The sequence below is a fragment of the Candidatus Marimicrobium litorale genome, from assembly GCF_026262645.1.
GTDB classification, from domain to species: Bacteria; Pseudomonadota; Gammaproteobacteria; order Pseudomonadales; family Halieaceae; genus Marimicrobium; species Marimicrobium litorale.
Map to the genome: position 1 here is coordinate 3,577,326 of NZ_SHNO01000001.1, position 26,879 is coordinate 3,604,204.

Sequence of the window (26,879 nt, forward strand, 5' to 3'; positions counted from 1 at the left end):
CGCGCTAACCTGCCTCTACTGGGCGCACTCGCTGCCCTGGTACTACTTTATGTAAACCGTCGGCGACAATCTTTTCGCCATCGTGCAAGCCGCCGGTAACGAACGCACGCGACTCACCGCTATAGCGCAGTTGCAGGTCACGAGCCTCAATCCGGAAAAAACCATCCCCGTCTGGCTGCAACACATAAACTCGCCAAAGGCCGCGCATACTGGCGGTCAGTGACGATGTGGGAATCACAAAACCAGGCTCGTGAATCAGGTCAGCAAGCTGCAATTCAACGACAGCGCCCGCCAAAACATTGATGTCGGCAAGTGCAACACGAATTACAACGGCATGGGACCTGGCTTTCAATTCGGCGCCAACAGCTAGCACCTCGCCTGAAGTCTCAGTTCCCGCTACAGTGAGCGCTACGAGATCACCTGGAGAGAGTGAAGCGGATAGCTCTCCGGGCACCCCGATGTGTGCTTCCATTCGTCCGATTCCCAGCAGTTTCAATACGGGCACACCCGGCGCTGCGGCGCTGCCTACCTCCATGAATCGTTCAGAAACCACACCGTCAAACGTGGCAATGAGGGTTGCCTTTTGCATACGCACGTCATTGCCGTCCAAGGCCGCCTCGAGCCTTCGCAGCTCGGCTTCTGTTGCATCGCGACTCGCGACTAGTTCATCACGCCGCTGCCGCGACGCGTAGCCCTCACTTTCCAGTGAGGCCTGCCGCTCCAGATTAGCCAGGATGAGTCGTCGTGTCGCTGTTGCCTCGACAACCTGTGCCTCCAGTTGCCGTCGTTCAACCTTGAGAAGTGACTTATCCAGGCTCGCCAGATGATCGCCCGCGGTCACACGGTCGCCCTCGTCAACCGGAAACACCTTTATAGTGCCACCCAGTTCGAATCCGACCTCGGCGGACTGGGCAGGCTGAACGACGCCGGTAAAGCTGCGCAGGATTTCAAAGCTGGGTTGTTCCAGTACTTGCTGCGCTGTAACAGGTTGATAAACAACCGTCCGATCTGCTGTGCTGTCGTTGAAGCACGCTGTTTGAATGAGGACAAGCGCCGTCGCGAAGGCGCAGTAAATCGTTCGCATGGCGCGGACCACCCAGGTATGTGGACTTACGAGAAAACTAGACAGATGATATACTAGACTTATGAGTCCAGAATATCAATAAGGTCCAATGAAAACACGTGGCAGACCCAAATCAGATCAGAAACGGCGACAGATACTGGGGGCCGCAGTAGAGCACTTTCTCACTGAGGGTTACGGAGCAACGAGCCTGGACGCAATAGCGAAAACCGCGGGTGTCTCCAAACAGACGATCTACAGCCACTTCGAAGGAAAGTCGGCCTTGCTGGAGGAATGCATTCAAGATCGCTGCCGCAAGGGTATTCTCGCCGCTGAGGCACTCGATTTTAATGAGTCGCCCGAGCAGTTTCTGCATAGCTTTGCTGCGCGCTTTATCGAGATTCTTTGCGACAGCGACCCTATTAATTTGTGGCGCCTTTGCGCTGCAGAGTGCGAGCGCAATAGGGAGATCGGTGAGGCCTACTTCAATTCAGGGCCTCGCGTTGTGATGGAAGCGGTGGCACATTATCTTACGTTGGCTGATGAACGTGGCGAGCTTGTGGTACCCGACCCGACACTGGCGGCAGCGCAGTTTCTCTTTATCGTAAAGGGTTTGCCGGTGGACACTCAGATGCTCAATTTGAAACGATGGCCCTACAGCTTTTCAGCTCAGGAATATACAGAGGCTTCGGTAAAGCTTTTTTTAAACGCACATCGGGTCTGTGGCTAAACGGGGTCAAGATAGCGTTAGCCACGCGCAGCCACCACGCGTGACAGACAAGTTACGCAGCTATAGCGTTACACACAGAGATCTGATTGCTGGGGCAATCCACAGTACAAAGCAGTATGAAAATAATGGGGCCGAACAATCACATGAGGCGACGAGGGTGAGAGAGCGGGGGATGTGGCGATTCAAATCGATAAGGCAGGCTCAGGGGTTTGTCACTGCGCATGCGGCCGTGGTCAATCTATTCATTCTTGGAAGATATTTGGTCGGGGCAGAGCATTATTATGATCTTAGGGTGAGTGCGTTCAATGAGTGATGAAATCCACCGGGCGATCACGCTATCGTGTAACGGCCAACTAAAGTTAACAATCAGGCTGAAGCTCAGGCAGGAGTTGGTACGTTCAGAAAGCAATGCCGAACGCTGTAAACCCGGTTATTTTCACAGGCCCCTGAAATGAACCCTCACTGTTTGTGCGGATAACCACGTTACCATTAAACAACTGGAGAATCACAGGCTCCTCGGTGGTGTACTCCAAGATCAATATTGGCTTAATGAGTGACGCATTTCTACCTTCCACTACACGATAGTGTAGGTTTGCCCAGCGACGCCAGTCCAGCCGGGGCTCGATTCAAACGTGCTTTTTCACTGTTGCAGTCGTTGTTACACACACAACGCTATTCCCGCACTGCAACGCTCAGCGTACGCAATGGCCTGTACACTGCCTTTTGTGGAGAGCTACCTTGTTCAGCGGTACCAAACAGACCACCAGCGGTTCACCGTTGAGTTTGACTGACGCCGCGGCTGTATGGGAAGCCTCACCATCACCCGCAGGATTCACAGAGGACTCAGGGAGCACCCGCCTGGAGGTTTGCGTATACAGTGAGCATCTCACCGTTGCGGGACACCTCCACCACATCCAGAGTCAATCCAAGGAAGGAAGGAATCGGGAAGCTGCCCAGGCCCCCGGCCAGATCTGGCAAGAAGGAGCCTACAACCGACGGAAGCAGCGCTTCTACCGAGGACAGATCCGCGCCCAAGGGACTCTCTACCGCCTTCACCGAGATATCGAGAGGATCCGGCTCTGCCAAAGCGAATACGAGAGAACCTGTATTCGCGTCTACCGTTAAGTCAATGCCCACATCTGCGTCCAGCATCATCTCGGCTGCCGGGTAATCGACGCTACCGCCCTCTCCGTCATCCAGTTCGATCATCACGCCCATGTGCACCTGCGCTATCTTGAGCAGCGCCAGTTCACCGCCCGGCCCGGGAGCGCCGGTGATAAGCGGCCCGATGGTGGGCTTGATATCGATACGGGCGGGCGAAGTCGCAGGCAGACCGCCCAGCCCCGGTACAAACGCACTGAGCAGTCCAGCGGTTAGCGGTATGGGCGTACCGGTACCGAGTATATCCAGCTCAGTGATGCTGGTTACCAGCAGCCCACACTCGATCATGGAGCGCAGTAGTTGATTGAAGCCCGAGCTGGATATGCCCATGGCGATCTCATAGGGAAAACCACCCGGCGTAGTGCTGCCGAACGTGGGGAAGGGCTGGGCCATGTGGTAGGAAGCGGTCAGATCGGGCGCACCCTCAGGCGGGCTGCACTCTCCGGGATTGGTACCGAAGTTGGTCAGGAAGCGCGCGTTGGAACCCAGGGTGATGCCGCCGGCGGTTTCCTGTACCTGAAAAAACGGCGCGTCCAGCTCCGCGTTCAGAGCCTGACCCACAGGTCCGGAGATGTCCACGCCTGCCAAGGCGCTCTCGATGGCGGCGGCGATGGGTGTGTTGTTATTGCCGTCGGCGCCGTTCAGGAAACCTTCAAGGCCCGCGATGACCAGGGGCTCCACATCGCCGACAATCAGTTGGATGATATCGCCAATCAGGAAGTCATCGCAGGCACCACTGGTAAAGGTCTGGTCGAAGTTCGCTACAGTGGTTGAGACGCTGCCGATCTGGGCGACATCCACCCTGGTGGGCGTGAGGCCGTCGGGCTCGAGCCCGAAGTTGCCGGTCAGCGTGACCGAGCTGGCCATCAGGTTGAGGTCACAGTTGGGCACCAGTATCCAGGCACCGCCGTCGATGTACACGTTGAGGTCGAAGTGGTTCAGGATGATGTTCGTGTTAACGCTGTTCTGCTGTGAATCAAAGTTCACATCAAAGCTGGAGATAGTCGGCTGTGGATTTGCCACCGTTATGGTCGCCCGGCCCAGGCAACCGAACAGGCCGTCGATCACACAGATATTGTTCGCCACGACCGTGCTCACCGGAAGCAGGCTAGGCAGATCCAGATCCACCAGGCCGGCCACCACTGGTTCGAGTGAATTCAGGCCCGAGTCGTTGATCTGCAGTGCAATGGCTTCGGGAGAGAAGTCTCCATCGAGAATCGAATCACCGACGATCACCACCACCCGATCGCTGTCGACAAAGCCTTTTGAAACTTCAAGGACTTCCGCCTCGATCGCGTTGAACACTTGCAGCGGGTCCAGGAGTATCTCGGTGCTGTAGCTGCCGTCCGGTGCAATCGCAACGGGAGCGCCGTTGATTTTCAGCACCATATCGTCGACGTCTAGCGGGAAATCTTCAGGGGTAGTACTGAACAGGTTGCCGCTGACGGTCACGGTGGTCTGCTCAATGAACTCGCCATTCTCGGGGTTCTCAACATCGACTCGCATACATCCGGTGGTGAGTGCGATTGCGAAAAAAGCGGCAGGCGCGAGTAATTTTATAAGGCTGTTCATTGCTATCATTATTGTTCTCCTGCACCGGGCAAGTGTAACTGAAGCATTTTTATAGATCTAAGATTGGTCAGACTGGCGCAAAAGTCAACATGGTTAACTTTGATTTTCGACGTAAGATAGCAATCGCTCGCTTCCTGCGGTGCGCGCCAGTAGCCTCAGCATACCTCTATTGTTTGTAGACCAAAGGTTAAAGTCTAGGACAAACAATGGGTTGGGATTACATTTATTAGATAGGACTTTAATCGTAAGCCTATCTGTAGGCTACTAGGAATACGCGTCCGACTTTATAGGATCTGCAGGATCGAGCTTAAGTCCATTATTGGCACAAAGCGGCCGCTCATAAACGGTGATGAAGTCGGTATTCGTGCAAATATCATGAGAAATTTCTGGAGTTTGCATCTCAGTCCTATTTGTAACAGGCGTAAAAGAAACAAGAGTTTAGAATTTTCCTATGTTTCATTTAGCGTGAGATTCAACAGCGATACCATCAAGGTCGAAATATATGATGATGGTGCAGATGGCTGGGTATTAGAAGTTGTAGATAAACAACGAACCTCAACTGTTTGGGATGATCCGTTTCCTGCGGATGCAGTCGCACTGGCTGAGGATAAAAAGACCCTGATGAAAAAGAGTGTCCAGTCGTTGATCGGCGAAAAGTAACGCTACCTCACACCGCAGCCCCCCCCCCCGCCACACGATACTAGAGTAATTACGAGAATGAGGGCAGCGGATCGACTGACTGTCTGAGAGATGAGCTTTCGAAAATGTATAAGAATCAACTACATCTACATCAGCTGCTTTCCGTATCTTTTTTTTCTGCTTCAATCAAACAAGCGGGACATATGCCGTGGGTTATATCTGTTTTGCTGTGTTCGGATAAGTACCGTTCGAAGCTTGCCCAGGACCCATCGTCATTTTTGATTTGTTTGCACCAGGCACAAATGGGCAATAGCGATTTCAGTTGATTAGTTTCCAATAATGCCGCGTCAAGGAGGCTTTCCTTTTTAAGCTTCTCAATCTCAAGGGCGAGTGTCAGGTCTCGTTCCTGCCGATACGCATAGGTAACAAAAAGGGTCAGCGAAAAGCAGATAATAGTCGATAGAAAGAGGACGGCGCTGGTATCGAATAACTGCGCTTCTGAAGATCCGTAAACTACCATCCCTTGCGGTAAGCGCCATTCCAGGAAGATAGATATCACGATCATCAAGGTTAGGTAGGTTCCCACGATTGCTAATAAACGGCCCCGTAACATGGCGGCGGTGATAATAAACAAGGGTGCAAACCAGAGCGGCAGGCTACCTTGGCTTCCCTGGTTAGTCAGCCAATTCAGACCTATAAGCGCTGCCACGCAAGTGATAAGCACAGCGCCTGCTTTCTCTGGATGCTTGTAGCGACTACCAACATAGTGAAAGGCCACTCCTGTCACGATTAAGAATATGCAGGAGAAAATTGCTTTTATGTCATGTACGTTTAGAAAATAATATTGATAAAGGTTGATGGCGAGAGAAACCAGGCCTGCGATAACGATCATACTGCAGGAGAAAAAGTATATTTGGAATTCTAACCTGTCGTTATGACTTCTACCGATTAACGGGCTTAACCAGGTCGATACTGATATGGCTTTGAAGTGATCGAGCATACAAATTATGCCGATGGAGACGAAAGAAAGACTTAACCACATTTTCATAGGGTCTGCTAGGGTGCCGCCACGTTAAGTCACCGAAATTGCTGGAATCGGCCGATGAACAAATACAAACGGCATCGATTCCGGCTAGGCGCCCCTACCTGATATCATCTTCTACGCCGTCTGGCTCTACTACCGATTCAACCTAAGCCATCGTGACATCGAAAATCTCCTAGCTGAGCGAGGCATCATCGTCACGCGAGAAGCAGTCTGTCTCTGGTGCATCAAGTTCGGAGCCATTTATACACGTCCTTTGAAATGAAAGCACCGAGGCTACAGAGATACCTTTTATATTGATGAAGTCTTCGTCAAGATCAACGCCAGGCGGCACTATCTTTGAAGAGCCGTCGACCAAAATGGAAAGGTGGTAGCTAATCGCGAGATACCAATTCGATATTGGCCACTGAGATACGCAGGTTGAATGCAGGTATCGACTACGACGTGCTCACGGTGGCTGGCTTAGTGGCGCTGGATGGGATGCTGGATATTTATTTGGATTACGCCGATCTCGCGTAGGGCGATAGTTTCAATATCCTCGTCGCTGATACCATAATCGATACATTTTCAAGCATCGAAAATCTACGAATTAGTGAGGGGTCGATGTGAAAGATTGACTACAGTACAAACGACTCTGGCAAAGATATTGTGACAGCGAGTGTTTTGCCTGCTCTATCCTTTCCCGGACGACGCCTGAAACGTGCCCAGGAAAACGGTTTGAAGCTTGTCGTCGTCGATCCGCGGCGCACCGAGACTGCCAGGCAGGCTGCGCGGCATATCCAGCCGCGTCACGCTTAGCGTGTAAATACACATCAACCCCCTCGCCATCGGATCGACAGCAAGCCAAAGGTTATGTGGCTTGCCGCTGATCTGAATGCTCCGGCACACCGGCGAACACTTCCTCGATGTAGAAGGTCTCGCCGTAGCCGCGGTGCTTTCGCTTTAATCTGCGTGAGTAAATGGTTCCGAACTTGATGCACCATAGGCGGATCGACTCACGAGTAACGATGACCCGTTCGGCAAGTAGATCTTCAATATCACGATGGCGCAAGTTAAGGGGGTAGTAGAGCCACACAGCGTAACTGATGATGTCAGGTGGGAATCGGTGACGCTTGTAAGTATTCATCCGCCGATTCTATCAATTCCGGATAGTTAAGTTGGCGATACCGTTTCTGATAATTCGAGTGAGAAAGCGATTGGGGATCCGATCAACCGTGCTTGTTTGAACAGGTCTAATTCTCCCTGTCACGTTTTTGGGTGGAAAGTTACAAAAACCACATGATCATCGGTACAATACTCGCAGGCTCTCAAGTTCTGTTACTCCCGTTGAGATGTGACTTTGGGCCTCTGAGTGGATCTCAATGTAAATAATATGTAAGAGCACTCATATTGGATTTGCAGGCTAGAGGAATATACCAACGACTCCGGTATTGACTTTAATGAATACAAAAAATGACACTGACCACTCGTTTTCCCAGAAAGCGATGCGATTGATAGCCAAGACTGGGTTTTCTCGACTAGCGCGGCTGATGCGCAGGTCGCACCCTGAATGGAACCCCAGGCGATGGTCGAACCAGGAGTTACGACGTTTTGGCGCTCTCTTCTGTGGAGATTTGATCAACGTCTCTGGCTGGAACGATGAAGATAAGCAAGGGGATGTCTATGCGAACTACTTTCCCAATAAGGGAAGTTATTCGATATCAAATTTCGGCGGCGTACGTGGAGCATCGGATGGTGGTCGGGAAGTCAGCCTTGACCTTTCCTTGCCTCCTGACGGGGAGTTCTCAAGCAGATATGACGTCGTTTTCAATCACACCACATTAGAACACGTGTTTGATGTAAGCACAGCGTTCGATGTCCTGTGCGATCTAACCAGAGATATTGTGATTCTGGTCGTACCTTTTATGCAGATCGAGCACTGGGCGAAGGATTCATATCGGGACTATCACAGGTTCACCGAGTTCGGAATTATTTCATACTTTGAGGAGCGGGGGTTCAGGGTGCTGTATATCAGCAGCAACCATAACCCTGTGTTCCCTATTTACTTTTTTTGTGTTGCCAGCAGGCAGCCAGAAAGATGGGGCGGAAAATTTCCTACCGGCGAACTGGTGTGGCAGAAATACAGTGACAATGGTGACTATAAGAGATCTACTGGTCAGCACTATAAAATTATGGAGTGAAAGCGATCGATGGTCTGGCGTCCGATTGTGTTTTCACAGGCGACAGACACTGTGGCGCTAGGTATGGCTGTGGTCAAACCTTGGTCGGGAAATAGACATTGAGTGTAATTGAACCTATACAATCCTCGGCAATGACTTCGGATCAGGTGGTGGTGTACACAGCTGTTACTGCTGGATACGACGTCGTTCTCAGGCCTGCTAAGCAGACAATTCCCATGCGTTTCGTCTTGTTCACCGATAGGGGGGAGTGCGTATCGGGATGGGAGAGTATGCCGTTGAGGGAGTCATTTCCCTGCAGTGTTTCGATCAACCGGTATCATAAGTTCATGGCACATCAGATCTTCCCGGAATTTGAATACTCCATATATGTCGATGGAAATATCGGTCTCATTGGTGATCTGGCAACCTTGTTTGAAGAGTTCGTGGCAAGCGGTGCGGCGATCGGGCTATTTCTTCATCAGGGTCGACGTGATGTGGAGGAGGAGGTGTCGGCCTGTTTGGATTTGGGGCGGTTTGACGAACTGGATTCTCAAGTTTATCAAGCGCAGCTGCAACATATGTTTGATCAGGGTATGCCTCGGAATCAGGTATTGACTGCGAACGGTGTGATTTTTCGTTGGCATCGGCACCCTGAGCTTGCTGCCGCAATGGAAGAGTGGTGGCACCAGTTTCAGCAATATACGAAACGCGACCAGTTGAGCCTTCCCTACATACTGTGGAACACGGAAATACCAGCCATGTATTGGGATGCCAGTTTTCGAAGGCCAAGTCCTTTTTTCCGAAGATATCCACACAGGGGGAGCAGACTAAAAACTCTTCAAACTAGGCTTAGACACGCTTTGTTAAGCTAAAGGTTTTCGACAATGAATCACAATTTTTTTAGGCTCCAGTTACGGCTATGAGGATAGCGTGAAAGAAGACTCGACTCTAAATAAGCCGTGCATTGGAGCACGGCGTGATCTGCTAGAATTTATGCCGTCGGGCATATCGAATCTTGTTGATGTCGGGTGCAGTATTGGGAGGTTTGGTCGAAATGGGTGCCGCCAACTTAACTCGCGGAAATGAGATAATCTGGCGATGAATAAATACAAGTGCCACCGATTCCCACCAGATATCATTTTTATGCGGTTTGGCTCTACTATCGCTCCAATCTCAGCCATCGTGACATCGAAAATCTCCTAGCTGAGCGAGGGGTTATCTTCACCCGGGAATCAATCCTCCTATGGTGCATCAAGTTCGGACCCATTTACTCATGCAGATTGAAGCGAAAGCACTGAGGATTCGGCGATACTCTCTACATCGATGAAGGTGGAATCCGGAAGTTCAAATCGGCAAGGCAGGCGCAGCGATTTGTTACAGCCCATGCTGCTGGCTGCAATTTATTCAATCTTGGCAGGCAAATGATGAGGGCCCAGCATTATCGTGATGTCAGAGTCAGTGCGGTTACAGAATGGGGAAAGGCGGTAGCCTGGGATTAGGTGGCTGGATTTTATCGGTCTTTGCGAGTAAGTTGTCAATGACTCACTTTGAGGTGTCAGGCACCTTGGCTATCAATTCCAGTGCATCGTCGCGGCGATTTTAAATCGGTTTATTAGGGCAGTCGTGTTGCGTTAAATTTGGATAGTGCTATTAAATTCAAAGCCCTCGCTCTGCGAGCGAATATTTTTTGGAATGATGATCCCAAAGTGAAGCAGAAACTTTAAACCCCTCTCACTTTACATTCTCAGTGAGTTGGGATTCACTGCGCCGGTTGCTGTTCGTGGAGTCTTTTGATGAGTTACCTGATGATTGATGCTCTCGCAAGTGAGCACCCATCCAAGCCAGTCATCATACACAACAGCACTAGTATTCAATTTTCCCAGTTTGCCAATGCCATAGGCACTACGGCAGATTTTATTGCCACACGTGACCTCACTGAGGGTCACACTGCTGTGATTGTCATAGACGACCGACTGGATTGTTGGACTGCTATTCTCGCGCTCCAATCCCTTGGTCTGAACACAATATGCGTGCACCGGGTTGAAGTTCTGAAAATACTGGCGATCAAGAATATTGCAGCATTCGTAACAACGGAAAAAGAGCTCTCGCAGTACCAAGTCAAATTTGGCGCTCTTGCAGGAAGCAGGACTGTTAGAATCCCCAATCCTGAGTACAACGGCAACCCCCCAACTAGTATGACTAGAGTCAGTAAAGTAGCTGGAGGCCACATCCTCTACACATCGGGTACCACCGGCTACTACAAGAAACTGCTTATTTCGGCAGGCCAGCAGGAGAAACGTGATACAGAGCGAATCCAACAGATGGGCCTTGATGGAGAAACATATTTTCACTGTATCAGTTACGGCCAATGGACATCAGTAGGATATCTGTTGCCCCTGTCGACCTGGCGGGCAGGGGGATGTGTGATCATCGATCAACGCCCTGAATGGCCTCACTATTTCCTTAACAGTGGTGTGACCAGGTCTGTTCTGCTTCCGGATTACCTCAATCAATTGCTCAAGGTCGTAGCCGAAAGGGGGAACAAGACGCCTCTTGAAAATCTTATTTTATACGCATCCGGCGGCTTCATCTCGCGTCAGGTGGCTGAACAGGTCCTCGCTGATTTGACACAGAATTTGGCCGTCAGCTATGGCTCCACCGAGGTTGCGATCGCGTCACTGGAATCCATGGTAAATGACCTTGATAATTTACACTGGCTGGCCCCAACTCACATTCGCCGAGTTGAAATTGTCGATATTAACGACTCTATATGCCCAGTTGACCAGGAAGGTCAGCTTCGCATAAAACTGGAAGAGCAGGACTGCGAGTCGTATCTGGACGACGCTGAGGTCAGCGAAATCATGTTCCGGAACGGATGCTTCTACCCGGGCGATATTGCAGTTCGTCGTGCTGATGGCCGAATCCGTATACTCGGCCGCAACGTCGATGTGGTGAATTTCCGTGGACAGAAGTTCCCGGCCTCCCCATTTGAAAACTATGTACAGGATTTTCTCGGCGTGAGTAACGCCTGCTTGTTTTCCGGTGTTAGTGAGGGCGACCAGGCTGAGGTGATTGTCGTTATCGAATGTGAGCAGTGGCCCGATAAACGGCGTATGAATAATCTGTCACGCAAGTTCCAGGAATTTGATCAGATAAGGTTTGCAAAGATGCACCCCTTCCCGCGCACGCAGACTGGCATGGAGAAAATTGACCGGGAAAAATTGCGAAACCTGGTATTTGCTGGGAAGCCGCAGAAAACTGCCTGACAATCAGGCCGGGTCGGGTATCCAGCTGCCATGAAAGCCGGCTGGCACACGTGCCGGGAGATGTATGCGTGCAAGCGGATCGTCACTTAGCTGGCTGGCGTTGAAAATAACCAGTTCGCTTTTGGCCTCCGTAGGATCGTAGACATAACTGATAAGGTAACCGTCGTCTTCCGACACCGCATTCTCTGCTGCGACAAATGACGGTTCGCTGCCAAGCCTGTGATTATTCAACATGTGAGAGCTTCTGGAGCCCGTTTGAAAGTCATACTTGTGAAAGCCCAGAACGAGGGGAACCCCATCCTGTGCCAGTTGTGCAGCGTAACCATAGCGATGGTCGCGCCCTATATGAGCATCTGGAACAGTCGGAAAATCGACACCCAGGTCGTCCAATTGGTGCTCTGTGCATGTCTGACTGTCTAGGTTAAGCGTCCACTCATGAAGCCGCGGAACGGGCGGGTGATCCATGCCAACGGAGGCGTATCCAACCATGCGCGGCGCTCTCACAATGATTTTGCTACCTATTTCATAGGCATTCAGGGTGTGATAGATATAACAGGGGTCAATATCGAACCACTTGATGTCCTTGTTTGAACCGTTTCTCGGCATTACGCCCAGGCGCGCGCCATAGCTCTCATCAAAGCTTACCGGGATGTCAGTCCCTGATAGCTTTTCGAGGTCCCACAGCATGGGCAAATCCATAAATACCACGTGGTTGCGTGTAATTAAGAAATCGTGGACCATCGTGGCCGCCTGCACGTCCACTACCTCCGACTGGACCAGCTCCCCCTCAGCTGAGACACGGTGATAAGTAAGGAATGGAGGCAGTAGCCCGTAACCAAAAAACATCATCTCACCGGTGACAGGACATATCTTCGGATGTGCCGTCATATTGCTCTGCAGTCTTCCCCTGAAGGTATACATTCCGACCGTTTCCAGATTTTTTGTCACCTCTATCGGGGGCTGCATTTCCTGCAAGGCCAGAATTTTTCCGGCATGGCTAATAACATGGGTGTTGGCGAGGGAGTTGCCCGGCACGACGATGTGTTCAGCCACTATCTCATCTTTCTCGAGCAGTGGTGTTCTGACATAGCGATTGCGATACCAGGTGGCCTTGCCGTTCTTCAGTTCTACGCCGTGGATCATGCCTTCCCCAAGAAACCAGTCTGAGCTAGCTCGCACTCTTGGATTGGCGCCATTGCGGAAGTAGCGGCCATTCAGCTCAACAGGGAGAGTGCCTGTTATCCGCAGGTCAGTCTCGGTGATTTCCTCCGCGACCGGGGCAAAAACGCCTGTCATCCAGAAGAGTTTTGGTTCAGGTCGGCTCACAGTTTGACCCTGTCTCCGATGGCGATGGCGATAACGATTTTAGCGGCCTCCTCGACTGCAGTATTTTTCTTCCAGCAAGCAGGGCGTTCACAAAGCTCGATAATGGTAGGGGGCTGGGCTATCAGACGTCGACCAGGAGGCCCAATCTGGATGCCCAGATAAGGACACCTTTTATTTGCTGGGCGATAACATACAAAGTATAGAACAAATAAGCGGCCTGCTGGGAGTAGATTTTCTCCATCATACTGCCAAGTGAACTGGAACATTCTCGAAATATCCACCTGTGGGGTACCGTGAAATGAAGTGATCGAGATCGATGCAATCGGCGCATGAACACATATAAACGTCACCGATTCTGGCTAGGCGCCCAACCCGATATCATCTCTTACGCCGTCTACCTCTATTACAGATTCAACGTAAGCCATCGATTCCCGCCAGATATCATCTCCTATGCTGTCCCGCTTTACTACAGATTCAATCGCAGCTTCCGAAATAGTGAAGACCTCCTCGCCAAGCAAGGCATCAATGTTAGTCGAGAGGCGATCCGCCTCTGGTCCGTCAAATTTCAGTGCTCTCTACGGCAGAAGACTCAAGCGATAACATCGAGGCTACGACGATACTTTTCACATCGATGAAGTGTTCGCCGGTGTGCCGGACTATTCAGATTAGCAGCAAGAAACATAACGTTTGGCGGGCGGTCGATTAAGATGGATCGGTCGTTGATGTGTATCTACAGGCAAAGCGAGATGAGGCCACTGCAAAGCGTTTCTTCACGCGCTTGCTGCGAAGCCATGGGGTCGAGCTCAGAAAGATCGTCACAGATAAATTGCGGAGCTATGGTGTTGCTCATCGCGAACTGCTGCCCGAGGTGATCGACAGTACCAAGCAACATGAGAGCAATAGGGCCGAACAATCTCACGAGGCGACCAGGGTGAGATAGCGAGTGATGCGAATGTTCAAATTCATGAGACAAGCTCAGGGATTCGTGACTGCCCATACCGCTGTTAGGAATTTGTTCAATCTGGGAAGGCTTTTAGTTCGAGCTGAACATCAACGGAATCTGAGGATCAGTGCGTTCGCTGAATGGAGTAAGGCAGTTGCATGAGACCGAGGGTGCGATTTTACAGGCCTTGATGAGTTAGCTTGTCAGTACCCGTTTGCTGATTGGAATGCGGCTGTAGCCTGAGGTCAGGTGGCAGATTCCTGCCGCCTCAATGAATTAAGTTGCCATAACCCCGTCCAGAGCTACCTCACGACGCTTATTGGCCGCCAGTTTTCACTGTCAGCTTTATTTACAGAACAAGAGGTTTACTCCCTTTTCACCGCGGAAACAGGGGGCTCAAATAGGTTGGCATATTTATTGCTTATTGCTAAAGCGGAACCTTTTTACTGAAGGTTCCGATAGCGCGTTTGCGTCCGTTACCAGATTGGGGGCAATGTTTAGCGGCCTGGCAAAATGGGTACCTTGCATATCCATTTCTTGGCTATCAGTGGTTTTCGCCAGTGTGGCCGCCGCAACTGAAATGGCAACGGCGGGCGCATACTTTCAACGGGGAAATGTTTTGAAAAATGCAGAATACATAATACGAAAAGAACTTCTAAATTTGTTACGCGATGATATCGGGACGGATATTGATAACACCCCAATCGCTGAACTTGGCATTGACTCTCTCGATTTCTTTGAAATGTTGCTTCAAATTGAAGAAGACTATGGTATTGAAATTGAAATCGACAAGCTCGATGAAAAAATTACGCTACAAACCCTGGTAGCGCTTGTATGAACTACGAATACCTCAAGTTGCATGAGCCGGGCTCTCTCTGCAAAAGACGGTTCGCTGCTTCTGAGTCTCTCGAAGAAATTGTCGTAAAACCCGATCTTCTGCGGGACGCAGCGCGCTTTGCGCAGAACAAAATGGTACAAATGGTAGCGCAAGGCTTTCTAAATTTAGAATCGGGTAGTCAAACCAAAATCGATCGCAATGCGCTCAATTGGGTAATGAGTTACGGCCGCGCGGCCTCGGTTAAAAAATTATTGACGCTTATGGAGGCCTCGGAGGTTGACCATCCCACCTACGAATTGCTTAAACAATCCAATCCTGACGAATGTCTGACGATGGAACATATTACGCCCGATTTTCAAATGGTTACTAAAAAACCAGAGGTTAATAATGTCCTGATTTGCTTTGCAGGAAACTCTCTGCGTATCAATATCCCGGTCCAGATTTTTCATCTTGCGGTGAAAGACCACTTCGATCAAATCATCTATTTGCGTGACCCGATGAAGCAGTACTTCACGCTGGGCATGAATTCGATTGCGGACGATTTTGATGACCTCGCGAAACTACTTTGTGAGAAGCTGCCGGCAAAATCGCATCTCACAGTTTTGGGTACGTCTAGTGGGGGCTTTGCGGCGATGAATTTCGCCAACTACGCACAGCCCGAGCGACTGCTTTTGTTTTCCCCTCCCTATGAATTCAGAGGGAATTGCGTACCTACTGATCAACTTCAAATGAGTAAGAATGACATTCGCATTTTCTTTGCTGAAAACAGCAAATTTGATGTTGATCTGGTAGAGCAGTGGAAAGCATCTTCTCTGGCAGCCTGTGTCGAACTTGTAGGAGGAGACTCGCACTCTACGCTAGAGTATCTTTGGGAAACCAAAAATTTTTACCCGATAATCCACTGGTGTAAATAGGCTTTGTATAGGCCAGAAATGGAGTTATTTCGTTAATGAAGCTAAAAACACAGTTTGACTTGGTGCGGACGTTAGATCGAGCGACCCGCCGACGAACTTTGTACGGATCCAGTGGAGATTGCTCCATCAAGGTGATTGGAGACGAAGAGGATCGTGCGGTTATCGTATTCGATACCAGCATTTCGTCTCAAGTATTAACGTCAAAGAACTTTCAAAACTCAAACTATTTTAAGGCTGGTTTGGAACACTTGGCTAGCGGAGGAAAATCTGTTGAGCTGATTGATCAATTTTATGAAAATATACCGCTGTTTAAAGAGGGCGACGAGCACCGTCAGCTAAAAAAAGAGTTCAATGTCATATTGGAGGAGGCAAACTATGAGCTAGAAAACAAAGAGAGAATTATCGGAGATTATTTTCGAAAGAGAAAAGATAGAATCGTAAGTCCAGTAGAATTTGCCGACAAGTTTACCCGAGTCTGTAGCGCCTTAGTAATTGCGAAACTAACCAATTTTTCATTGTTAAGAATTATGCGCGCTCTGGATATGCGCTGTAATATTTTTTGTGTTCATTTTCACCCCGCCCGACAACTAGCAATGAACACAACCTTGGAATATTTGTACCAAGACAGGAACATTCCAGGTAGAGAAGAGACAGATCATGTGAGCCATCTTGTAGCTCAGGCGTTCATCGCGATGGGAATAGACCCTGTTTCAGGCGCAATATGTGCGAATCTGATTGAAGATAATAAATCAAAATTTGTTGAACACACCCATCGCTATCGCCCTACGTCATTTGTTCCTCGAGAGTGTGTCGCCGAAACCGAGATTGCTGGCGTCAATTTTATGGTCGGTGATACGGTTTACGTGTACCTGGTGCCTACTGAGAGCGAACTCACGGTCGATGGGTCGGCAAGCGGCACAAGTGCGCATGACATCGGCTTCGGGAAGGGAGTACATACCTGCATTGGAAAACAACTTTCGATCGGCATTATTAATCTAGCGGAAAGGCTTGTCGCCGAACTCTATCCAAATGGCTTTTCTCACAAAGCGGATATTGAACCCGATGGCGTTTTTCTGGCGTTCTCGGATTCTAAAAGTGCTTGCGTACCAGCCTAGGTACTCGTTTATCTATACCGAAAAATTCGTTTCTCTGTTGGGCCTTAAAGAGTGCTGCAACGTCGCTATGTGCGACCATCCATAGCGCTAAAAATTGATGGTAGCATCGTCTGAACCATCTGTGCTTGGGCTGCTGCGTTTGGGTGTATACCGTCGTCCTGCATTAAATCCGGCTCTCGGTAAACATTCTCGAGAATAAACGGCGCCAAAACGCAACTGAAACTCTCTGCAATCTCCCGAAAGACCTTTCGAACACCCGCAGCATATCGCCCGCCGTGTTCGCCTAGCGCTTCTGCTGGAGCCAGGACGACGAGGGCACCACCCTGTTGAGATGTGTCTACCAGTCTGCTCAGATTCTCTTTTAAAGATGGCAAGGGTGAGGCCCTAAGCACATCGTTTCCGCCTAGCTCGACTACAATGAGGTTGGGTCGATATTTTTCAAGGAGCTCGGGTAAAAGTTTAAGCCCATCGGCTGTGGTCGCGCCGAATACACTCGCATTAATGACGGTACAGTCGGAGTACGTTTCCCGCAGAGCTCGTTCTAGCCCGGCAACCCATCCTTGAGTCAACTCCAATCCATATGAGGCACTAATGCTGTCACCCAAAACGAGCAGCGTCCACCTATCGATATGCTCCATGTTGTCGCTGTCCTTACAATTTTATACCACCGTTGTCTTCACTGGATAGCAAGCCATCCGGGCTTCGTGGAAACTCTAGTTTAGTTCCAGGTCATTTAATAGCCTGAACCGCGATAAATGATTGTCCGCAATCCGTTGTTTGTAATAATTTGATGGTATCGCCAAGTTAACGCGCCTAAATGAGATAATCTGGTGATGAATACATATAAATGACACAGATTCCGGCTAGGCGCCCCCCATCGGACATTATCAGCTACGCCGTCTGGCTCTACTATCGATTTACTCTCAGCGACCGGGATTATGAGTCGGGTGGTCTACAGAGAAGCAGGGCAGCAAGCCAAAGAAAGCTAACTAGGTTACCTAGGTTGTCAGGTGAGGGTGACCGAGATTGAACATATGCTGAGCCTGGGTTGGGTCTGTTCGCTGGTTTGGTTGCTGTAAGTGGAAGAATGCTAGGTGGTTTCCTGGACCGAACTTCCGAGCTGGGGCCGAACGGTACGGTACATATTCACAGAGTGAAATAGCAATTCGCCATGCACAGGCTCAGCGCGTTCGGTGAGTGAGTAGGGCCGTGGCGTGAGACCTGAGGCAAGAATTCCTGAGCCTGAAGGAGTTAACTTGTCGAAACCCGTTCAATGAATTGATAGGGCGGTTGCTTATGTTTCAGGTGCTCACTTCCGTCGCCTTCCGAAGTTAATATGTCAGTACTTTCTGGCGGGATTGAAGATCTTCAGTGGAAACGAAATAAGACTTAGTTCGCGGCGTGCATAACTTTCCACAGCAGTCGCGGTGAAAAGCGCCTCAGCCACTGAAGTATCTTGGCCTCCATGCCAGGCCAAAGTATCGGTACCTTCTTCTTTAGGCCTCGCTCAACCGCATCGACCACCTGATTCGGTGTCATATAACGCTGCTTTTCTATGGAGTAACTTACGGTTTTTGGCTGGGCGGTAGCCATCGCTTGTTGCAGAAGTGGAGTGTTGACTAGGGGTGGACACACCAGCATGAAATGCAATCCTGTATCGCGGTTCTCTTCGGCCAGTATTTCTAAATAGAAGTTTGTTGCCGCCTTGGTGGCACAGTAGGCGCCGCAGTCCAGTACCGGTATGGCACCTCCCGTCGAGCCAAAGACAATGATCTCTCCAGCATCGCGGATCAGCATCTCCAGCATCACAGTGTGTACTACGTTCACCGTACCTCCGTAATTCACAGACATGAGAAGATTGGTGGTTTTGGGGTCCATCGTCGCCAATTTCCCTGCAGGCATGATGGCGGCGCAATGAACCAGACGATCGATGGCTCCTTGCTGCGTAAGTATAGCCTGTATGGTCGCCTGTACCTGCTCAAGGTTTGCTACGTCGCATATGAATGTGCTGACTCGTTCAGAAGCCAGCTCGCCAAGGGCAGTCTCGTTCATGTCCAGCACGCAAACGTGCCAGCCCCGCGATGCCCAACGCTCGACAAAAGCTCGTCCAATACCGCTGGCACCGCCTGTTATCACTACTGTTCCAGGTTTCATTGACACAAAGCTCGTCCTAAGTCAGTGGTTCAGGTGCGCTCATACTGAAACGCAACTTGCCCATGTGCCCAGACATCAGCGGTTTTTTTGGCAGGCCCAGCCGGCGCAGAGGCGCTACGAGATCATGGTCTGACAGTGCCAGTTCACCATCACGACCGTAGGCTGCATCGGAAAATTGTTGTGACAGGTAACCCAGATGCGGTTTGCCTTCAAAAATAGAATAGACCGGTGAATTTAGCGGCTTGAGAGTCCCGGAACCTGTGTTGCTAACGCTATAACGCAATATTTCCTGCCCATCACGGTGCAGTGTCGTTACGCTACGGTCAGAAGATTTACTGTGGCGAATGTCTTCGATTGTCTTGGGATAGCCCCACATCTGAATGCCGCACTCCAGGGCTGACTTTTCCGTTACCGGTAAAAACCAAGTGAATGATGGCTGATTACCGCGCAGAATATTGATCCAGGTACCGAGGTAGGGAAGTAGGGGCTTACCAGAGACTTTGTTCACAAAGAAGGCGCAGCCAATTTCTTCATAGGTGCCACATTCGGTATCGGTATAGTGTACGCCCGCGAAGCTCAATACGGCCTTGCCGGGCGCCACCTCCGCGACGGTGAAGCCACTGTCGGCAATCAGTTCGTTCGCGACCCTGCTCGGTACAATGAACATACCCACTGACGTACTGCCGTTGTGAAACAGGGTGGGATAGCCAAGGTCCTCGCCTTCAATATTGAATCTGCGATCTGCATGGGGGCTCATTGACGACATGACATGCTAGCTCCTGAAATAGTTAGGTTGCGGAATTGCTTTTTACAAGAGAAAATTCCAAGCGCCTTATCCCCATTTTCCGTTGCCGTAGGGCGTGTTCCAGCAATGCGCTAGCTTTCCATCTTCAACCTTAAATACCTCAATACCACAGAGTTGTAGTGACTCGTCTTTCTCGGATGTGATTTCCCAAATTGAGGTTACATATGTATCGTCGGCGTGAGTAATAATTCGTTCGATATGAATGCCAACGTCCTCACGCACCATCCTTACACGATCAATCTGCTCCTGATGGCTGAGGGCTGTGGTTTTACCCTCGGGGTCATGACGAATAATGGGGTCTGCGCAAACCTCGCGTACTAACTCGTAGTTGCCTTGGTTGCTGGCTTCTTCCCAGTACCGCTCCAGTAATACTTGTGCCTTTGATTTTGCCATTTTTAGTTACTCTCTTGTTTATTTGAATAGGGTCGCCGGTCTGTTTTCGGTCCTAGCCAGAGTGTTCTGCCCTAGCGAGGCGTTATCTAAAGAAAAATCCTATAAAGCGCTGAAACGAAACGGGGAAAATCCGTTTCAGGAACTCCGCGATATGCGCATCGGCACCAACAATAACGCGTAATTTTTTTCGTTCGACGGCTCTAACAATTTTTTCGGCGGCTTTGTCCGTCGGCATCCCATACTTTTCCTGCAGCTCGGAGGCCTTTGCCTGTGCGTCGGCATCCAGCATGCGTGAAGTGCGAATGACATTGCTTCGAATGGTGCCAGGGTGCACGGTGGTTACACGCACGGTGGTTGAGGCCAGCTCAGTCCACAGTGCTTCGGAGAAACCGCGAACACCTGCTTTGGAGGCTGAGTACATCGCCTGTCCGGGCATACTAAAGAAACCAAACATGCTGGATAGATTCACAATGTGGGCTTCGGGCGATTGTTTCAAATAGGGCAGAAAAAATTTACAGCCGTAAATGAGGCCCTTCAGATTTATATCCAACAACCACTCGGCGTCTTCAATCGAATGATCGTCAAACATCGCGCCGACGCTTACGCCTGCATTGTTGATCAGCACATCGATCGATCCATGCGCCGTGACGATAGCCGAAGGGAGTTGTTCCATGCTGGCTCGGTCGCTGACGTCGGCTCTGTGGGATGACACTGTAGAGCCAGTTTTTGACAGTTCCTCGCTAATAGCTTGAAGTCCGGATTCATCGATATCCACCAGGGCCAGCACGGCACCTCTGGCGGCGATGGCGCGAGCAAGCGCCTGACCAATACCGCTGGCCGCACCGGTTATCACAACAACCTTTTGATGGAGTGTTTTCATCGATTGACGCTCAGTAGAGGCACTGCAATATCTAGTTCAGACCTAATGCGGCATCAAGGTCGGCGACGGTCTTCGCACCATCGCCATCCACCAGTATTGAGCGAATGTTAAGCTCTCGTGCAGCAATAACATTGCCTTCAAAGTCGTCTAGAAAGATCACTTCTTCTGCAGCGAGGCCGCCTATCTCCAATGCTTTTACAAAAATGGCGGGGTTTGGCTTGCGCATACCGACTTCGCTGCTATCGATGACAAAGTCGAACAAATCATCCACGGGCAACATGCCTCGCCAGTGCTCTTTGAGCTCTAAAACATTGTTAGTGATTATGCCGGTGCCTAAACCTGAGGCACGAATTTTTGCAACGTATTCAACCAGTTCGGTGCGCAGCCCGCCCCCGTTTTCGGCCATGGCCATGAATACCTCCCAAATGTCGACATTCAGCCCCTGCGCTTGCCCTAGCGCCAGAATGCTGTCGCGTGCGCTTTCAAGTGAAATCTCACCACGTTCTACCTGGTGCCAAGGGTGGCTGCCATCATGTCCGTAACCGCCGAAGGCAATGTCGGTGACCTGTTTGTCGGATGCGCCGATCTTTTCTGCGTAGGCGGTAAAGGCGTGAAAGGGCGAGTCTGTAAAGACGCCGCCGAAATCGAAGATCACTGCTTTCAGTTTTGCTGTCGTGTCATTGCTCGTGTCATTGCTCATGTCATTGATCACTCCGTTAGCAGGGTCACACAACCCGTGTCACCTTGATTTACTTGATAGACGAGGGTGCGCTCGGTAGTGCCGGATGCTACGCAGTGATCTATAGCGCTGCGTAGATGCACTTCTCCAACAACATTGAGAACGGAGTCATACTGCCCCGCGAATGAAGCCTCTGCGCCGTCCTCTCCTTGTGCAGAGGAGCGCACGGCTACTTTGTTACCACCCAAGCCAAGATAATCTTGATCCAGATCTTGTGGATAAGCACCCGATTGAGCGCCGCGTATTACAAAGGCAGCGGGCACAATTTGCACTGCGCTTGCTGCTGAGCCCACTACGATGACGCGCTTCCCTGCCAGATCTGCATCGTGGTTCCAGTGTGTTCCGTGCCAGCTGTCTCCCTCAAAAGAGTCCATCCCGGGGACATCGGGAAACTGCGGCGTGTGCTGATTGCCCATGGCATTGATGACAACGTCGAACTCATGCTCATCACCCTGGCTGGTTTGTAGTTTCCAGTTGCCACCTTCCTGATAGTGCGCACTGCTGATTTTGGTGTTCAGCGTCATGTGTGAGTCCAGTCCGAATTCCGTCGCACAACGCGCCAGATAGGGCTGAATCTCGGGCTGCTCGACAAAGCTCGCTGTCCAGTCGGGGTTCGGGGCATAGGAAAATGAGTAGGAGTGAGCCCAGACATCGCAAGCCAGACCGGGGTAGGTGTTTAGGCTCCAGGTGCCACCTGGGGCGTCAAGTGCATCAAAAATCGTGAACTCAGTGAAGACTTTTTGAAAAAGCTCAAGACCCGCTGCTATTCCTGTGCCAATGATGGCGACGCGCAATGTGGGTGTATCTTGCATAGCTATATTCCCTGAGTTCGCCAAGGCTGTAGCATCGGTGTGGAGCTCATGTTAGGCCCATCATCTCCACGATGCCGTGGCTATGACCGGCAATGTAACCGCCATCGGCTACGATGGCTTGGCCAGTAACGAATGACGCTTCTTCTGACGCCAGGAACAGGGCAACATTTGCCATTTCCACCGGCTCACCAAAGCGTCCCAGTTTGGTTTGCGCCATGATGTCGGCCTTCACTTCTTTCATGAAATCCTGATTGAGTACGCTGTCGAACATTGGAGTTTCAATAAACCCAGGGCACAAAGCGTTGCACCGTATGCCCATACGGCCGTAGTCGATGGCAATGTTCTTACTTAGATTTACCACGCCTGCTTTAGATGCGTTGTATGAACTACCACCCTCGGTGGCAACGACGCCTTCGCAACTGGCAATGGTGACGATACTGCCACTGCGCTGCTCCATCATCTGGGGCAATACGGCTTTGGTTGAGAAAAAGGTGCCATTGAGATTGATGTTGATCACGTGTCGCCAGGCGTCTTCGTCAACCATGTGTACAGGCCCGGCATCGCCAATTCCTGCAGACGTAACCAGAGCATCCAGAGAACCAAAGGTTTCTACTGCCTGAGCGACCACCGCCTGCTGTGCTGCAAGGCTGGTGACGTCGGCTTCAATGAAGAGATTGTTGTTCGTTAACGATGCGATTTCATCCCAGTGCTCAGACGCCTTAAGATCGAGGCCAACTACGGCAGCACCCTCTTCGGCAAAGCGTTTGGCGCAGGCGAAACCAATGCCGGAGGCAGCGCCAGTAACCAGCGCTACTTTGTTTTGTAAGCGTTTACTCATGATTGCGTCCTGTTTCTATCGCTTCTTCCTGCGACGGTACTGCTCTATTCAGGCGAAAACCGTCTTTAAGAAGTCAATCCTTTTTTGCATTGAGGCAACGACAATTTCATTTTTTCCATAACCATCGTAACCATGAATTGTGCCGCTCGTTTCATTGAGCAGTAGTATATTTTTCTTCGCTGTCAGTAGCGCAGCATAATTGAGTCCCTCATCGCGAAGGGGGTCGAACTCAGCAGTTTCGATATATGTAGCGGGTAAGTTGCTCACTTCGCCATGGCCTGGTGTTGCGTAGAGTGGAGGCGCTGACGAATTGAAATTCTTCAGATACATGTCCCACATGCGCTTGTTCGATATGGCATTCCACAAAGGAACATCCACAAAGTCTGTGGCCGAGGTGGTGCCGCAGCGATGGTCCAGGACAGGATAAATCAGCATCTGGCCGCAGAGCTGAATCAGATCTTTATCTCTGCACTTCTGCGCAACGCCTGCAGCCAATGCGCCCCCTGCGCTATCACCGCCCACAGCGATGCGCGATTGATCGACACCGAGTCTTCTTGCGTTCGCAACAACCCAGCTCAGCGCTGTATAAGAATCGTCAAACCCATCGGGGAATGGGTTTTTCATGGCCAGTCGATAACAGACGAATACGACTATGCAGCCTGTTGCTCTTGCATAGCGTGCGGAATTTTCGATATGCATGCTGGAAAACGTCATGGCGAAAGCGCCACCGTGGTAATAGATCAAGCAAGGCGCGTCGGACTGTACATTGTCTGGTGTTATCACTCTAACCTTGATCGGCTCTCCGTCATCGGCCGTAACGCTGCGGGGGACGATGGTGACGCCCTCTGGCCGCTTTGCCAGTACTCGAGTCAATCGCAATAGAAAGTTCAAAGGTGCGATGATCAGTGGGCTGAATTTGACATTCAGTACCGGGACCTTTTTGAAGTCGTTATGTAGACTGTATTTATCAGCCACTACGATGCTCTCCTGAAATGCGAATACACCACTTGACGCCTATATGGCAGGCGGAGCGAAGGTTGGATTCCGCACTTCGCGCAAATCGTCAAGCCGGGTATTCGCTGTCTCGCGCCAGGGGTTTTCGGCAGGTGGTAATACATAGAACAGCTGATCTTTGATAGCCTGCAGTACACGCTCTGCCAATACTCGCGGTGCCAAAGAGCCGGCAGTGGCATCGGTAATCGCCGTCATCGACATTTTTTGCATGTCAGTGATGTTCTCTTCTGCCAAATCAGCAGGGCGATTGCGTGAAGACGTCGCAATACTCGTGTTCACTAGTTCCGGACAAAGCACGGATACGCTAATTTGTGGTGCTGTCATAGCCAGTTCGTGAAACAGGCACTCGCTCAGCGCCAGAGCCGCATGTTTGGTCATGTGGTAAATACCGGCAAAGGGCAGGGTGCACATCGATGCCATGGAAGAGGTGTTCACAATATGGCATTCATCTCCCTGTGCAATCATTTGCGGGACGAAATGACGCATGCCGTGGATGATCCCCCACTGGTTCACCTTCATTAGCCATTCGTAGTCGTCTTCAGTTTGTTCCCAGAGCAGACCACCAGTGTACACGCCAGCGTTGTTGCACAGGATCTGCACACTGCCAAAGCGTTCAACCGTGGCCCGACACAATGCCGCTACAGACTCACCAGAACCGACATCCGTCAGTACGCCGATCGCTTTCACGCCAATAGCGGTTACCTCAACAACGGCATCATCCAGTTTATTCTGTTCTATATCCGCCAGGACCACGTTCATGCCCTGCTCGGCGAATACCTTGGCCAGTTGTAGGCCGATGCCGCTAGCCGCGCCCGTGACAACTGCAGTCTTGCTCCCAAACTCATTCATTGTTTTGTCCTGATTTTGTCCCGGTTCTACTTCATTCGAGTCGTTATGCGCTGATCTACGCTTCTCTGAACGACTACCACGAAGCATTCGTATCGGAGACCTACGACCTTGACGCCTTGCCATAAAAGCGCCGCTATAGCGTGGGGCTGGAGTTATAGGTTACTAACCTGTAACCTAATCGAGTAGAGGCAGTACGTCAACCATTGGCGGTTTAGCCTTGCAGCCTTAACGAACCAGGAACAGCTCGATGATCAGCTCCTCCAAAACCCGTATTCTGGACGCCGCGGAGACGCTGTTCGCAAACACCGGTTATGAGGCGACCTCAATCGTGGATATCGCCGATACAGTGGGGGTTCGCGGGCCTGCCATCTATAAACACTACAGTAGCAAAGCTGCCATCTACGATGCAGTGATAGATCGCCTGTTCACGCCGATGAAAGCGGTTACGGAGCTCCCCGCCAGCGTGGTAGAGCCGCAGTCATTTGAGCTATTGGAGCAGTTGGTAAAACACCATATCGACAATCCCAATATTCCGCGTCTCATCCAGCAGGCGACACTCAGTTCGGGCGAACACCTGGAGAAGCTTGTGACGGAATGGTACAGACCGTTCTTCTCGAAGGTCCTGGAACAGTCCTCGGCTATTACACCCGTCATCATGGCTTTTCATAGCATGCTGCTGGGTTATATAACGCTCGCCCCCCTGCACCAGAAAATATTTCAGCTGGACCCTTTAGACGAGCACCACGTTGCGGAGCAATTGAAACTGCAGAACCAAATGGCAGCGTTGTTACTGACGGCTACAGACTCAGAGGTGGAAGAGACTGACTGAATATTTATTGGGGTACTGACAAGTCAACCTGACCAAATTGATAGAATCGGTGCATGAATACATATAAACGCCACCGATTCCCATCGGACCTGGTAGTGCCAGATTAAGTCGCGGTAATGGGTAGAATCTGTCAATGAATACCTGCAAGCGTCGCCGATTCCAGCTAGGCGCCCCCCATCTGATATCATCAGCTGCGCTGTCTGGCTTTACTGCAAATTCAATTTAAGCCATCGAGATATTGAAGATCTACTCGCTGAACGAGGTATCACTGTCAGTAGCCCGCCAGCTGACTCCATGGCCCTATCTGTACTCTGCCCAAGATTTGCCGAAAGGTGGGCAGTCTGGCGCAGAGGAGGGCGCCTAGCATGTGATAGCCTCACTGGTATGACGATCAAAAAACCTCAAGTTGATTCAGCGGTATGCCCCTGTGGCAGCGAAGCGAATTATTCCAGGTGCTGTGGTCGCTATTTAGTGTGCGGAGAAACTCCCCAAACCGCTGAACAGTTGATGCGCTCTCGGTACTGCGCGTTTGTAGCATGTGACGAGCCCTATTTGCTGGCGACTTGGCACCCAGGTACGCGCCCAAGTAAAGTAAGCTTGGAAGGGAAGCACCGCTGGCTGGGTCTCAGCGTAAGAACTGCTGAATTGGGGGGAGCGAGTGATTTGACCGGTACTGTGGAGTTTGTTGCTCGATTCAAGGTCGATGGCAAGGGCCATCGTCTACATGAAATCAGTCAATTCGAAAAAATAGATGGCCGTTGGTACTACCTTGAAGGGCAGCATCTATAGCTGGGAATGTTA

At 50.7% G+C, this 26,879-nt stretch carries 24 protein-coding genes and 6 pseudogenes; 15 read left to right on the forward strand and 15 right to left on the reverse strand.

All coding sequences use genetic code 11. The features are described from left to right. Positions 1 to 4: 4 nt before the first annotated feature. On the reverse strand, positions 5 to 1,084 hold the full coding sequence (locus EYC82_RS15960) for an efflux RND transporter periplasmic adaptor subunit (protein ID WP_279250542.1): 1,080 nt from the start codon (positions 1,082 to 1,084) through the stop codon (positions 5 to 7). Between the two features lie 88 nt (positions 1,085 to 1,172). Here EYC82_RS15960 and EYC82_RS15965 point away from each other — a divergent pair, with 88 nt between their 5' ends. Beyond that, positions 1,173 to 1,790, forward strand: coding sequence for a TetR/AcrR family transcriptional regulator (locus EYC82_RS15965; RefSeq protein ID WP_279250543.1), 618 nt, complete (start codon positions 1,173 to 1,175; stop codon positions 1,788 to 1,790). Positions 1,791 to 1,809: 19 nt separating this feature from the next. Next, positions 1,810 to 2,103: pseudogene (locus tag EYC82_RS15970) on the forward strand (DDE-type integrase/transposase/recombinase); the annotation flags it as partial. A gap of 530 nt (positions 2,104 to 2,633) precedes the next feature. Here EYC82_RS15970 and EYC82_RS15975 read toward each other — a convergent pair. Continuing rightward, positions 2,634 to 4,532: an LBP/BPI/CETP family protein gene (locus EYC82_RS15975; protein ID WP_279250544.1), complete on the reverse strand. Its 1,899-nt coding sequence runs from the start codon at positions 4,530 to 4,532 to the stop codon at positions 2,634 to 2,636. 366 nt (positions 4,533 to 4,898) lie between these two features. Between EYC82_RS15975 and EYC82_RS15980 the strand changes: the two genes are divergently transcribed. Further along, positions 4,899 to 5,183 (forward strand): hypothetical protein, encoded by a 285-nt coding sequence (locus EYC82_RS15980; protein ID WP_279250545.1) that lies wholly within the window; start codon positions 4,899 to 4,901, stop codon positions 5,181 to 5,183. Between the two features lie 130 nt (positions 5,184 to 5,313). Here EYC82_RS15980 and EYC82_RS15985 read toward each other — a convergent pair whose 3' ends face one another. Continuing rightward, positions 5,314 to 6,210, reverse strand: coding sequence for a hypothetical protein (locus EYC82_RS15985; protein ID WP_279250546.1), 897 nt, complete (start codon positions 6,208 to 6,210; stop codon positions 5,314 to 5,316). 54 nt (positions 6,211 to 6,264) lie between these two features. On the opposite strand from EYC82_RS15985, the pseudogene EYC82_RS18195 reads away from it, so the two are divergent. Continuing rightward, a pseudogene (locus tag EYC82_RS18195) lies at positions 6,265 to 6,544 on the forward strand (IS6 family transposase); the annotation flags it as partial. Between the two features lie 441 nt (positions 6,545 to 6,985). On the opposite strand, the pseudogene EYC82_RS15990 reads toward EYC82_RS18195, so the two are convergent. After that, positions 6,986 to 7,330: pseudogene (locus EYC82_RS15990) on the reverse strand (IS6 family transposase); the annotation flags it as partial. A gap of 313 nt (positions 7,331 to 7,643) precedes the next feature. Here EYC82_RS15990 and EYC82_RS15995 point away from each other — a divergent pair. From EYC82_RS15995 to EYC82_RS16010, 4 genes and pseudogenes are all read left to right on the forward strand, one after another. Then, on the forward strand, positions 7,644 to 8,384 hold the full coding sequence (locus EYC82_RS15995; RefSeq protein ID WP_279250548.1) for a hypothetical protein: 741 nt from the start codon (positions 7,644 to 7,646) through the stop codon (positions 8,382 to 8,384). 326 nt (positions 8,385 to 8,710) lie between these two features. After that, positions 8,711 to 9,235 (forward strand): glycosyltransferase domain-containing protein, encoded by a 525-nt coding sequence (locus EYC82_RS16000; protein WP_279250549.1) that lies wholly within the window; start codon positions 8,711 to 8,713, stop codon positions 9,233 to 9,235. A gap of 226 nt (positions 9,236 to 9,461) precedes the next feature. Next, positions 9,462 to 9,862 (forward strand): annotated as a pseudogene (locus EYC82_RS18200) (RNA-binding protein). Positions 9,863 to 10,156: 294 nt separating this feature from the next. Further along, a complete protein-coding gene (locus tag EYC82_RS16010; RefSeq protein ID WP_279250550.1) occupies positions 10,157 to 11,629 on the forward strand; it encodes an AMP-binding protein in 1,473 nt (490 codons plus the stop codon). Between the two features lie 3 nt (positions 11,630 to 11,632). Here EYC82_RS16010 and EYC82_RS16015 read toward each other — a convergent pair whose 3' ends face one another. Continuing rightward, entirely contained in the window at positions 11,633 to 12,955 is a 1,323-nt protein-coding gene (locus tag EYC82_RS16015) for a carotenoid oxygenase family protein (RefSeq protein ID WP_279250551.1), read from the reverse strand. A gap of 380 nt (positions 12,956 to 13,335) precedes the next feature. Between EYC82_RS16015 and EYC82_RS18205 the strand changes: the two are divergent. The 4 genes and pseudogenes from EYC82_RS18205 (at position 13,336) to EYC82_RS16035 (ending at position 16,765) form a co-directional block, all read left to right on the forward strand. Continuing rightward, a pseudogene (locus tag EYC82_RS18205) lies at positions 13,336 to 14,060 on the forward strand (IS6 family transposase). 331 nt (positions 14,061 to 14,391) lie between these two features. After that, on the forward strand, positions 14,392 to 14,736 hold the full coding sequence (locus EYC82_RS16025; protein WP_279250553.1) for an acyl carrier protein: 345 nt from the start codon (positions 14,392 to 14,394) through the stop codon (positions 14,734 to 14,736). Further along, entirely contained in the window at positions 14,733 to 15,650 is a 918-nt protein-coding gene (locus tag EYC82_RS16030; RefSeq protein ID WP_279250554.1) for a hypothetical protein, read from the forward strand. Before EYC82_RS16025 ends, EYC82_RS16030 begins: the two co-directional genes overlap by 4 nt. 35 nt (positions 15,651 to 15,685) lie before the next feature. Continuing rightward, positions 15,686 to 16,765: a cytochrome P450 family protein gene (locus tag EYC82_RS16035; RefSeq protein ID WP_279250555.1), complete on the forward strand. Its 1,080-nt coding sequence runs from the start codon at positions 15,686 to 15,688 to the stop codon at positions 16,763 to 16,765. 65 nt (positions 16,766 to 16,830) lie between these two features. Here the strand turns inward: EYC82_RS16035 and EYC82_RS16040 are convergent, their stop codons facing one another. The 10 genes from EYC82_RS16040 to EYC82_RS16085 form a co-directional block, all read right to left on the reverse strand. Continuing rightward, a complete protein-coding gene (locus tag EYC82_RS16040) occupies positions 16,831 to 17,403 on the reverse strand; it encodes an arylesterase (protein ID WP_279250556.1) in 573 nt (190 codons plus the stop codon). A gap of 751 nt (positions 17,404 to 18,154) precedes the next feature. Continuing rightward, the gene (locus EYC82_RS16045) at positions 18,155 to 18,919 is read right to left on the reverse strand and encodes an SDR family NAD(P)-dependent oxidoreductase (RefSeq protein WP_279250557.1); all 765 of its coding nucleotides are present in this window, start codon (positions 18,917 to 18,919) and stop codon (positions 18,155 to 18,157) included. 16 nt (positions 18,920 to 18,935) lie between these two features. After that, on the reverse strand, positions 18,936 to 19,685 hold the full coding sequence (locus EYC82_RS16050) for an acetoacetate decarboxylase family protein (RefSeq protein WP_279250558.1): 750 nt from the start codon (positions 19,683 to 19,685) through the stop codon (positions 18,936 to 18,938). A gap of 66 nt (positions 19,686 to 19,751) precedes the next feature. Continuing rightward, positions 19,752 to 20,117: a nuclear transport factor 2 family protein gene (locus EYC82_RS16055; protein WP_279250559.1), complete on the reverse strand. Its 366-nt coding sequence runs from the start codon at positions 20,115 to 20,117 to the stop codon at positions 19,752 to 19,754. 82 nt (positions 20,118 to 20,199) lie between these two features. After that, a complete protein-coding gene (locus EYC82_RS16060; protein ID WP_279250560.1) occupies positions 20,200 to 20,997 on the reverse strand; it encodes an SDR family NAD(P)-dependent oxidoreductase in 798 nt (265 codons plus the stop codon). A gap of 31 nt (positions 20,998 to 21,028) precedes the next feature. Beyond that, complete coding sequence (locus EYC82_RS16065; RefSeq protein WP_279250561.1) at positions 21,029 to 21,697, reverse strand: HAD family hydrolase; 669 nt, start codon at positions 21,695 to 21,697, stop codon at positions 21,029 to 21,031. 8 nt (positions 21,698 to 21,705) lie between these two features. Then, positions 21,706 to 22,548 (reverse strand): flavin-containing monooxygenase, encoded by an 843-nt coding sequence (locus tag EYC82_RS16070; protein ID WP_279250562.1) that lies wholly within the window; start codon positions 22,546 to 22,548, stop codon positions 21,706 to 21,708. A gap of 46 nt (positions 22,549 to 22,594) precedes the next feature. Beyond that, positions 22,595 to 23,386 (reverse strand): SDR family NAD(P)-dependent oxidoreductase, encoded by a 792-nt coding sequence (locus EYC82_RS16075; RefSeq protein WP_279250563.1) that lies wholly within the window; start codon positions 23,384 to 23,386, stop codon positions 22,595 to 22,597. A 48-nt stretch (positions 23,387 to 23,434) separates the two neighbouring features. After that, the gene (locus EYC82_RS16080) at positions 23,435 to 24,361 is read right to left on the reverse strand and encodes an alpha/beta hydrolase (protein ID WP_279250564.1); all 927 of its coding nucleotides are present in this window, start codon (positions 24,359 to 24,361) and stop codon (positions 23,435 to 23,437) included. A 39-nt stretch (positions 24,362 to 24,400) separates the two neighbouring features. Further along, positions 24,401 to 25,249, reverse strand: a complete 849-nt coding sequence (locus tag EYC82_RS16085) for an SDR family NAD(P)-dependent oxidoreductase (RefSeq protein WP_279250565.1) — start codon at positions 25,247 to 25,249, stop codon at positions 24,401 to 24,403. A 247-nt stretch (positions 25,250 to 25,496) separates the two neighbouring features. On the opposite strand from EYC82_RS16085, the gene EYC82_RS16090 reads away from it, so the two are divergent. The 3 genes and pseudogenes from EYC82_RS16090 to EYC82_RS16100 all read left to right on the forward strand — a co-directional run bounded on the left by EYC82_RS16090 (position 25,497) and on the right by EYC82_RS16100 (position 26,867). Then, positions 25,497 to 26,078 carry a TetR/AcrR family transcriptional regulator gene (locus EYC82_RS16090; RefSeq protein WP_279250566.1) on the forward strand — a complete coding sequence of 194 codons (582 nt, stop codon included), beginning with the start codon at positions 25,497 to 25,499 and terminating at the stop codon, positions 26,076 to 26,078. A gap of 141 nt (positions 26,079 to 26,219) precedes the next feature. Beyond that, positions 26,220 to 26,354 (forward strand): annotated as a pseudogene (locus EYC82_RS16095) (IS6 family transposase); the annotation flags it as partial. A gap of 108 nt (positions 26,355 to 26,462) precedes the next feature. Further along, on the forward strand, positions 26,463 to 26,867 hold the full coding sequence (locus EYC82_RS16100; protein WP_279250567.1) for a YchJ family protein: 405 nt from the start codon (positions 26,463 to 26,465) through the stop codon (positions 26,865 to 26,867). Positions 26,868 to 26,879: the final 12 nt, after the last annotated feature.

Bases quoted from the DNA above. Each gene is read 5' to 3' on its own strand.
- EYC82_RS15960 (WP_279250542.1), bottom strand. From the start codon at position 1,084: ATGCGAACGATTTACTGCGCCTTCGCGACGGCGCTTGTCCTCATTCAA.
- EYC82_RS15965 (WP_279250543.1), top strand. From the start codon at position 1,173: ATGAAAACACGTGGCAGACCCAAATCAGATCAGAAACGGCGACAGATA.
- EYC82_RS15975 (WP_279250544.1), bottom strand. From the start codon at position 4,532: ATGATAGCAATGAACAGCCTTATAAAATTACTCGCGCCTGCCGCTTTT.
- EYC82_RS15980 (WP_279250545.1), top strand. From the start codon at position 4,899: ATGAGAAATTTCTGGAGTTTGCATCTCAGTCCTATTTGTAACAGGCGT.
- EYC82_RS15985 (WP_279250546.1), bottom strand. From the start codon at position 6,210: ATGAAAATGTGGTTAAGTCTTTCTTTCGTCTCCATCGGCATAATTTGT.
- EYC82_RS15995 (WP_279250548.1), top strand. From the start codon at position 7,644: ATGAATACAAAAAATGACACTGACCACTCGTTTTCCCAGAAAGCGATG.
- EYC82_RS16000 (WP_279250549.1), top strand. From the start codon at position 8,711: ATGGCACATCAGATCTTCCCGGAATTTGAATACTCCATATATGTCGAT.
- EYC82_RS16010 (WP_279250550.1), top strand. From the start codon at position 10,157: ATGAGTTACCTGATGATTGATGCTCTCGCAAGTGAGCACCCATCCAAG.
- EYC82_RS16025 (WP_279250553.1), top strand. From the start codon at position 14,392: ATGTTTAGCGGCCTGGCAAAATGGGTACCTTGCATATCCATTTCTTGG.
- EYC82_RS16030 (WP_279250554.1), top strand. From the start codon at position 14,733: ATGAACTACGAATACCTCAAGTTGCATGAGCCGGGCTCTCTCTGCAAA.
- EYC82_RS16035 (WP_279250555.1), top strand. From the start codon at position 15,686: ATGAAGCTAAAAACACAGTTTGACTTGGTGCGGACGTTAGATCGAGCG.
- EYC82_RS16040 (WP_279250556.1), bottom strand. From the start codon at position 17,403: ATGGAGCATATCGATAGGTGGACGCTGCTCGTTTTGGGTGACAGCATT.
- EYC82_RS16045 (WP_279250557.1), bottom strand. From the start codon at position 18,919: ATGAAACCTGGAACAGTAGTGATAACAGGCGGTGCCAGCGGTATTGGA.
- EYC82_RS16050 (WP_279250558.1), bottom strand. From the start codon at position 19,685: ATGTCGTCAATGAGCCCCCATGCAGATCGCAGATTCAATATTGAAGGC.
- EYC82_RS16055 (WP_279250559.1), bottom strand. From the start codon at position 20,117: ATGGCAAAATCAAAGGCACAAGTATTACTGGAGCGGTACTGGGAAGAA.
- EYC82_RS16060 (WP_279250560.1), bottom strand. From the start codon at position 20,997: ATGAAAACACTCCATCAAAAGGTTGTTGTGATAACCGGTGCGGCCAGC.
- EYC82_RS16065 (WP_279250561.1), bottom strand. From the start codon at position 21,697: ATGAGCAATGACACGAGCAATGACACGACAGCAAAACTGAAAGCAGTG.
- EYC82_RS16070 (WP_279250562.1), bottom strand. From the start codon at position 22,548: ATGCAAGATACACCCACATTGCGCGTCGCCATCATTGGCACAGGAATA.
- EYC82_RS16075 (WP_279250563.1), bottom strand. From the start codon at position 23,386: ATGAGTAAACGCTTACAAAACAAAGTAGCGCTGGTTACTGGCGCTGCC.
- EYC82_RS16085 (WP_279250565.1), bottom strand. From the start codon at position 25,249: ATGAATGAGTTTGGGAGCAAGACTGCAGTTGTCACGGGCGCGGCTAGC.
- EYC82_RS16090 (WP_279250566.1), top strand. From the start codon at position 25,497: ATGATCAGCTCCTCCAAAACCCGTATTCTGGACGCCGCGGAGACGCTG.
- EYC82_RS16100 (WP_279250567.1), top strand. From the start codon at position 26,463: ATGACGATCAAAAAACCTCAAGTTGATTCAGCGGTATGCCCCTGTGGC.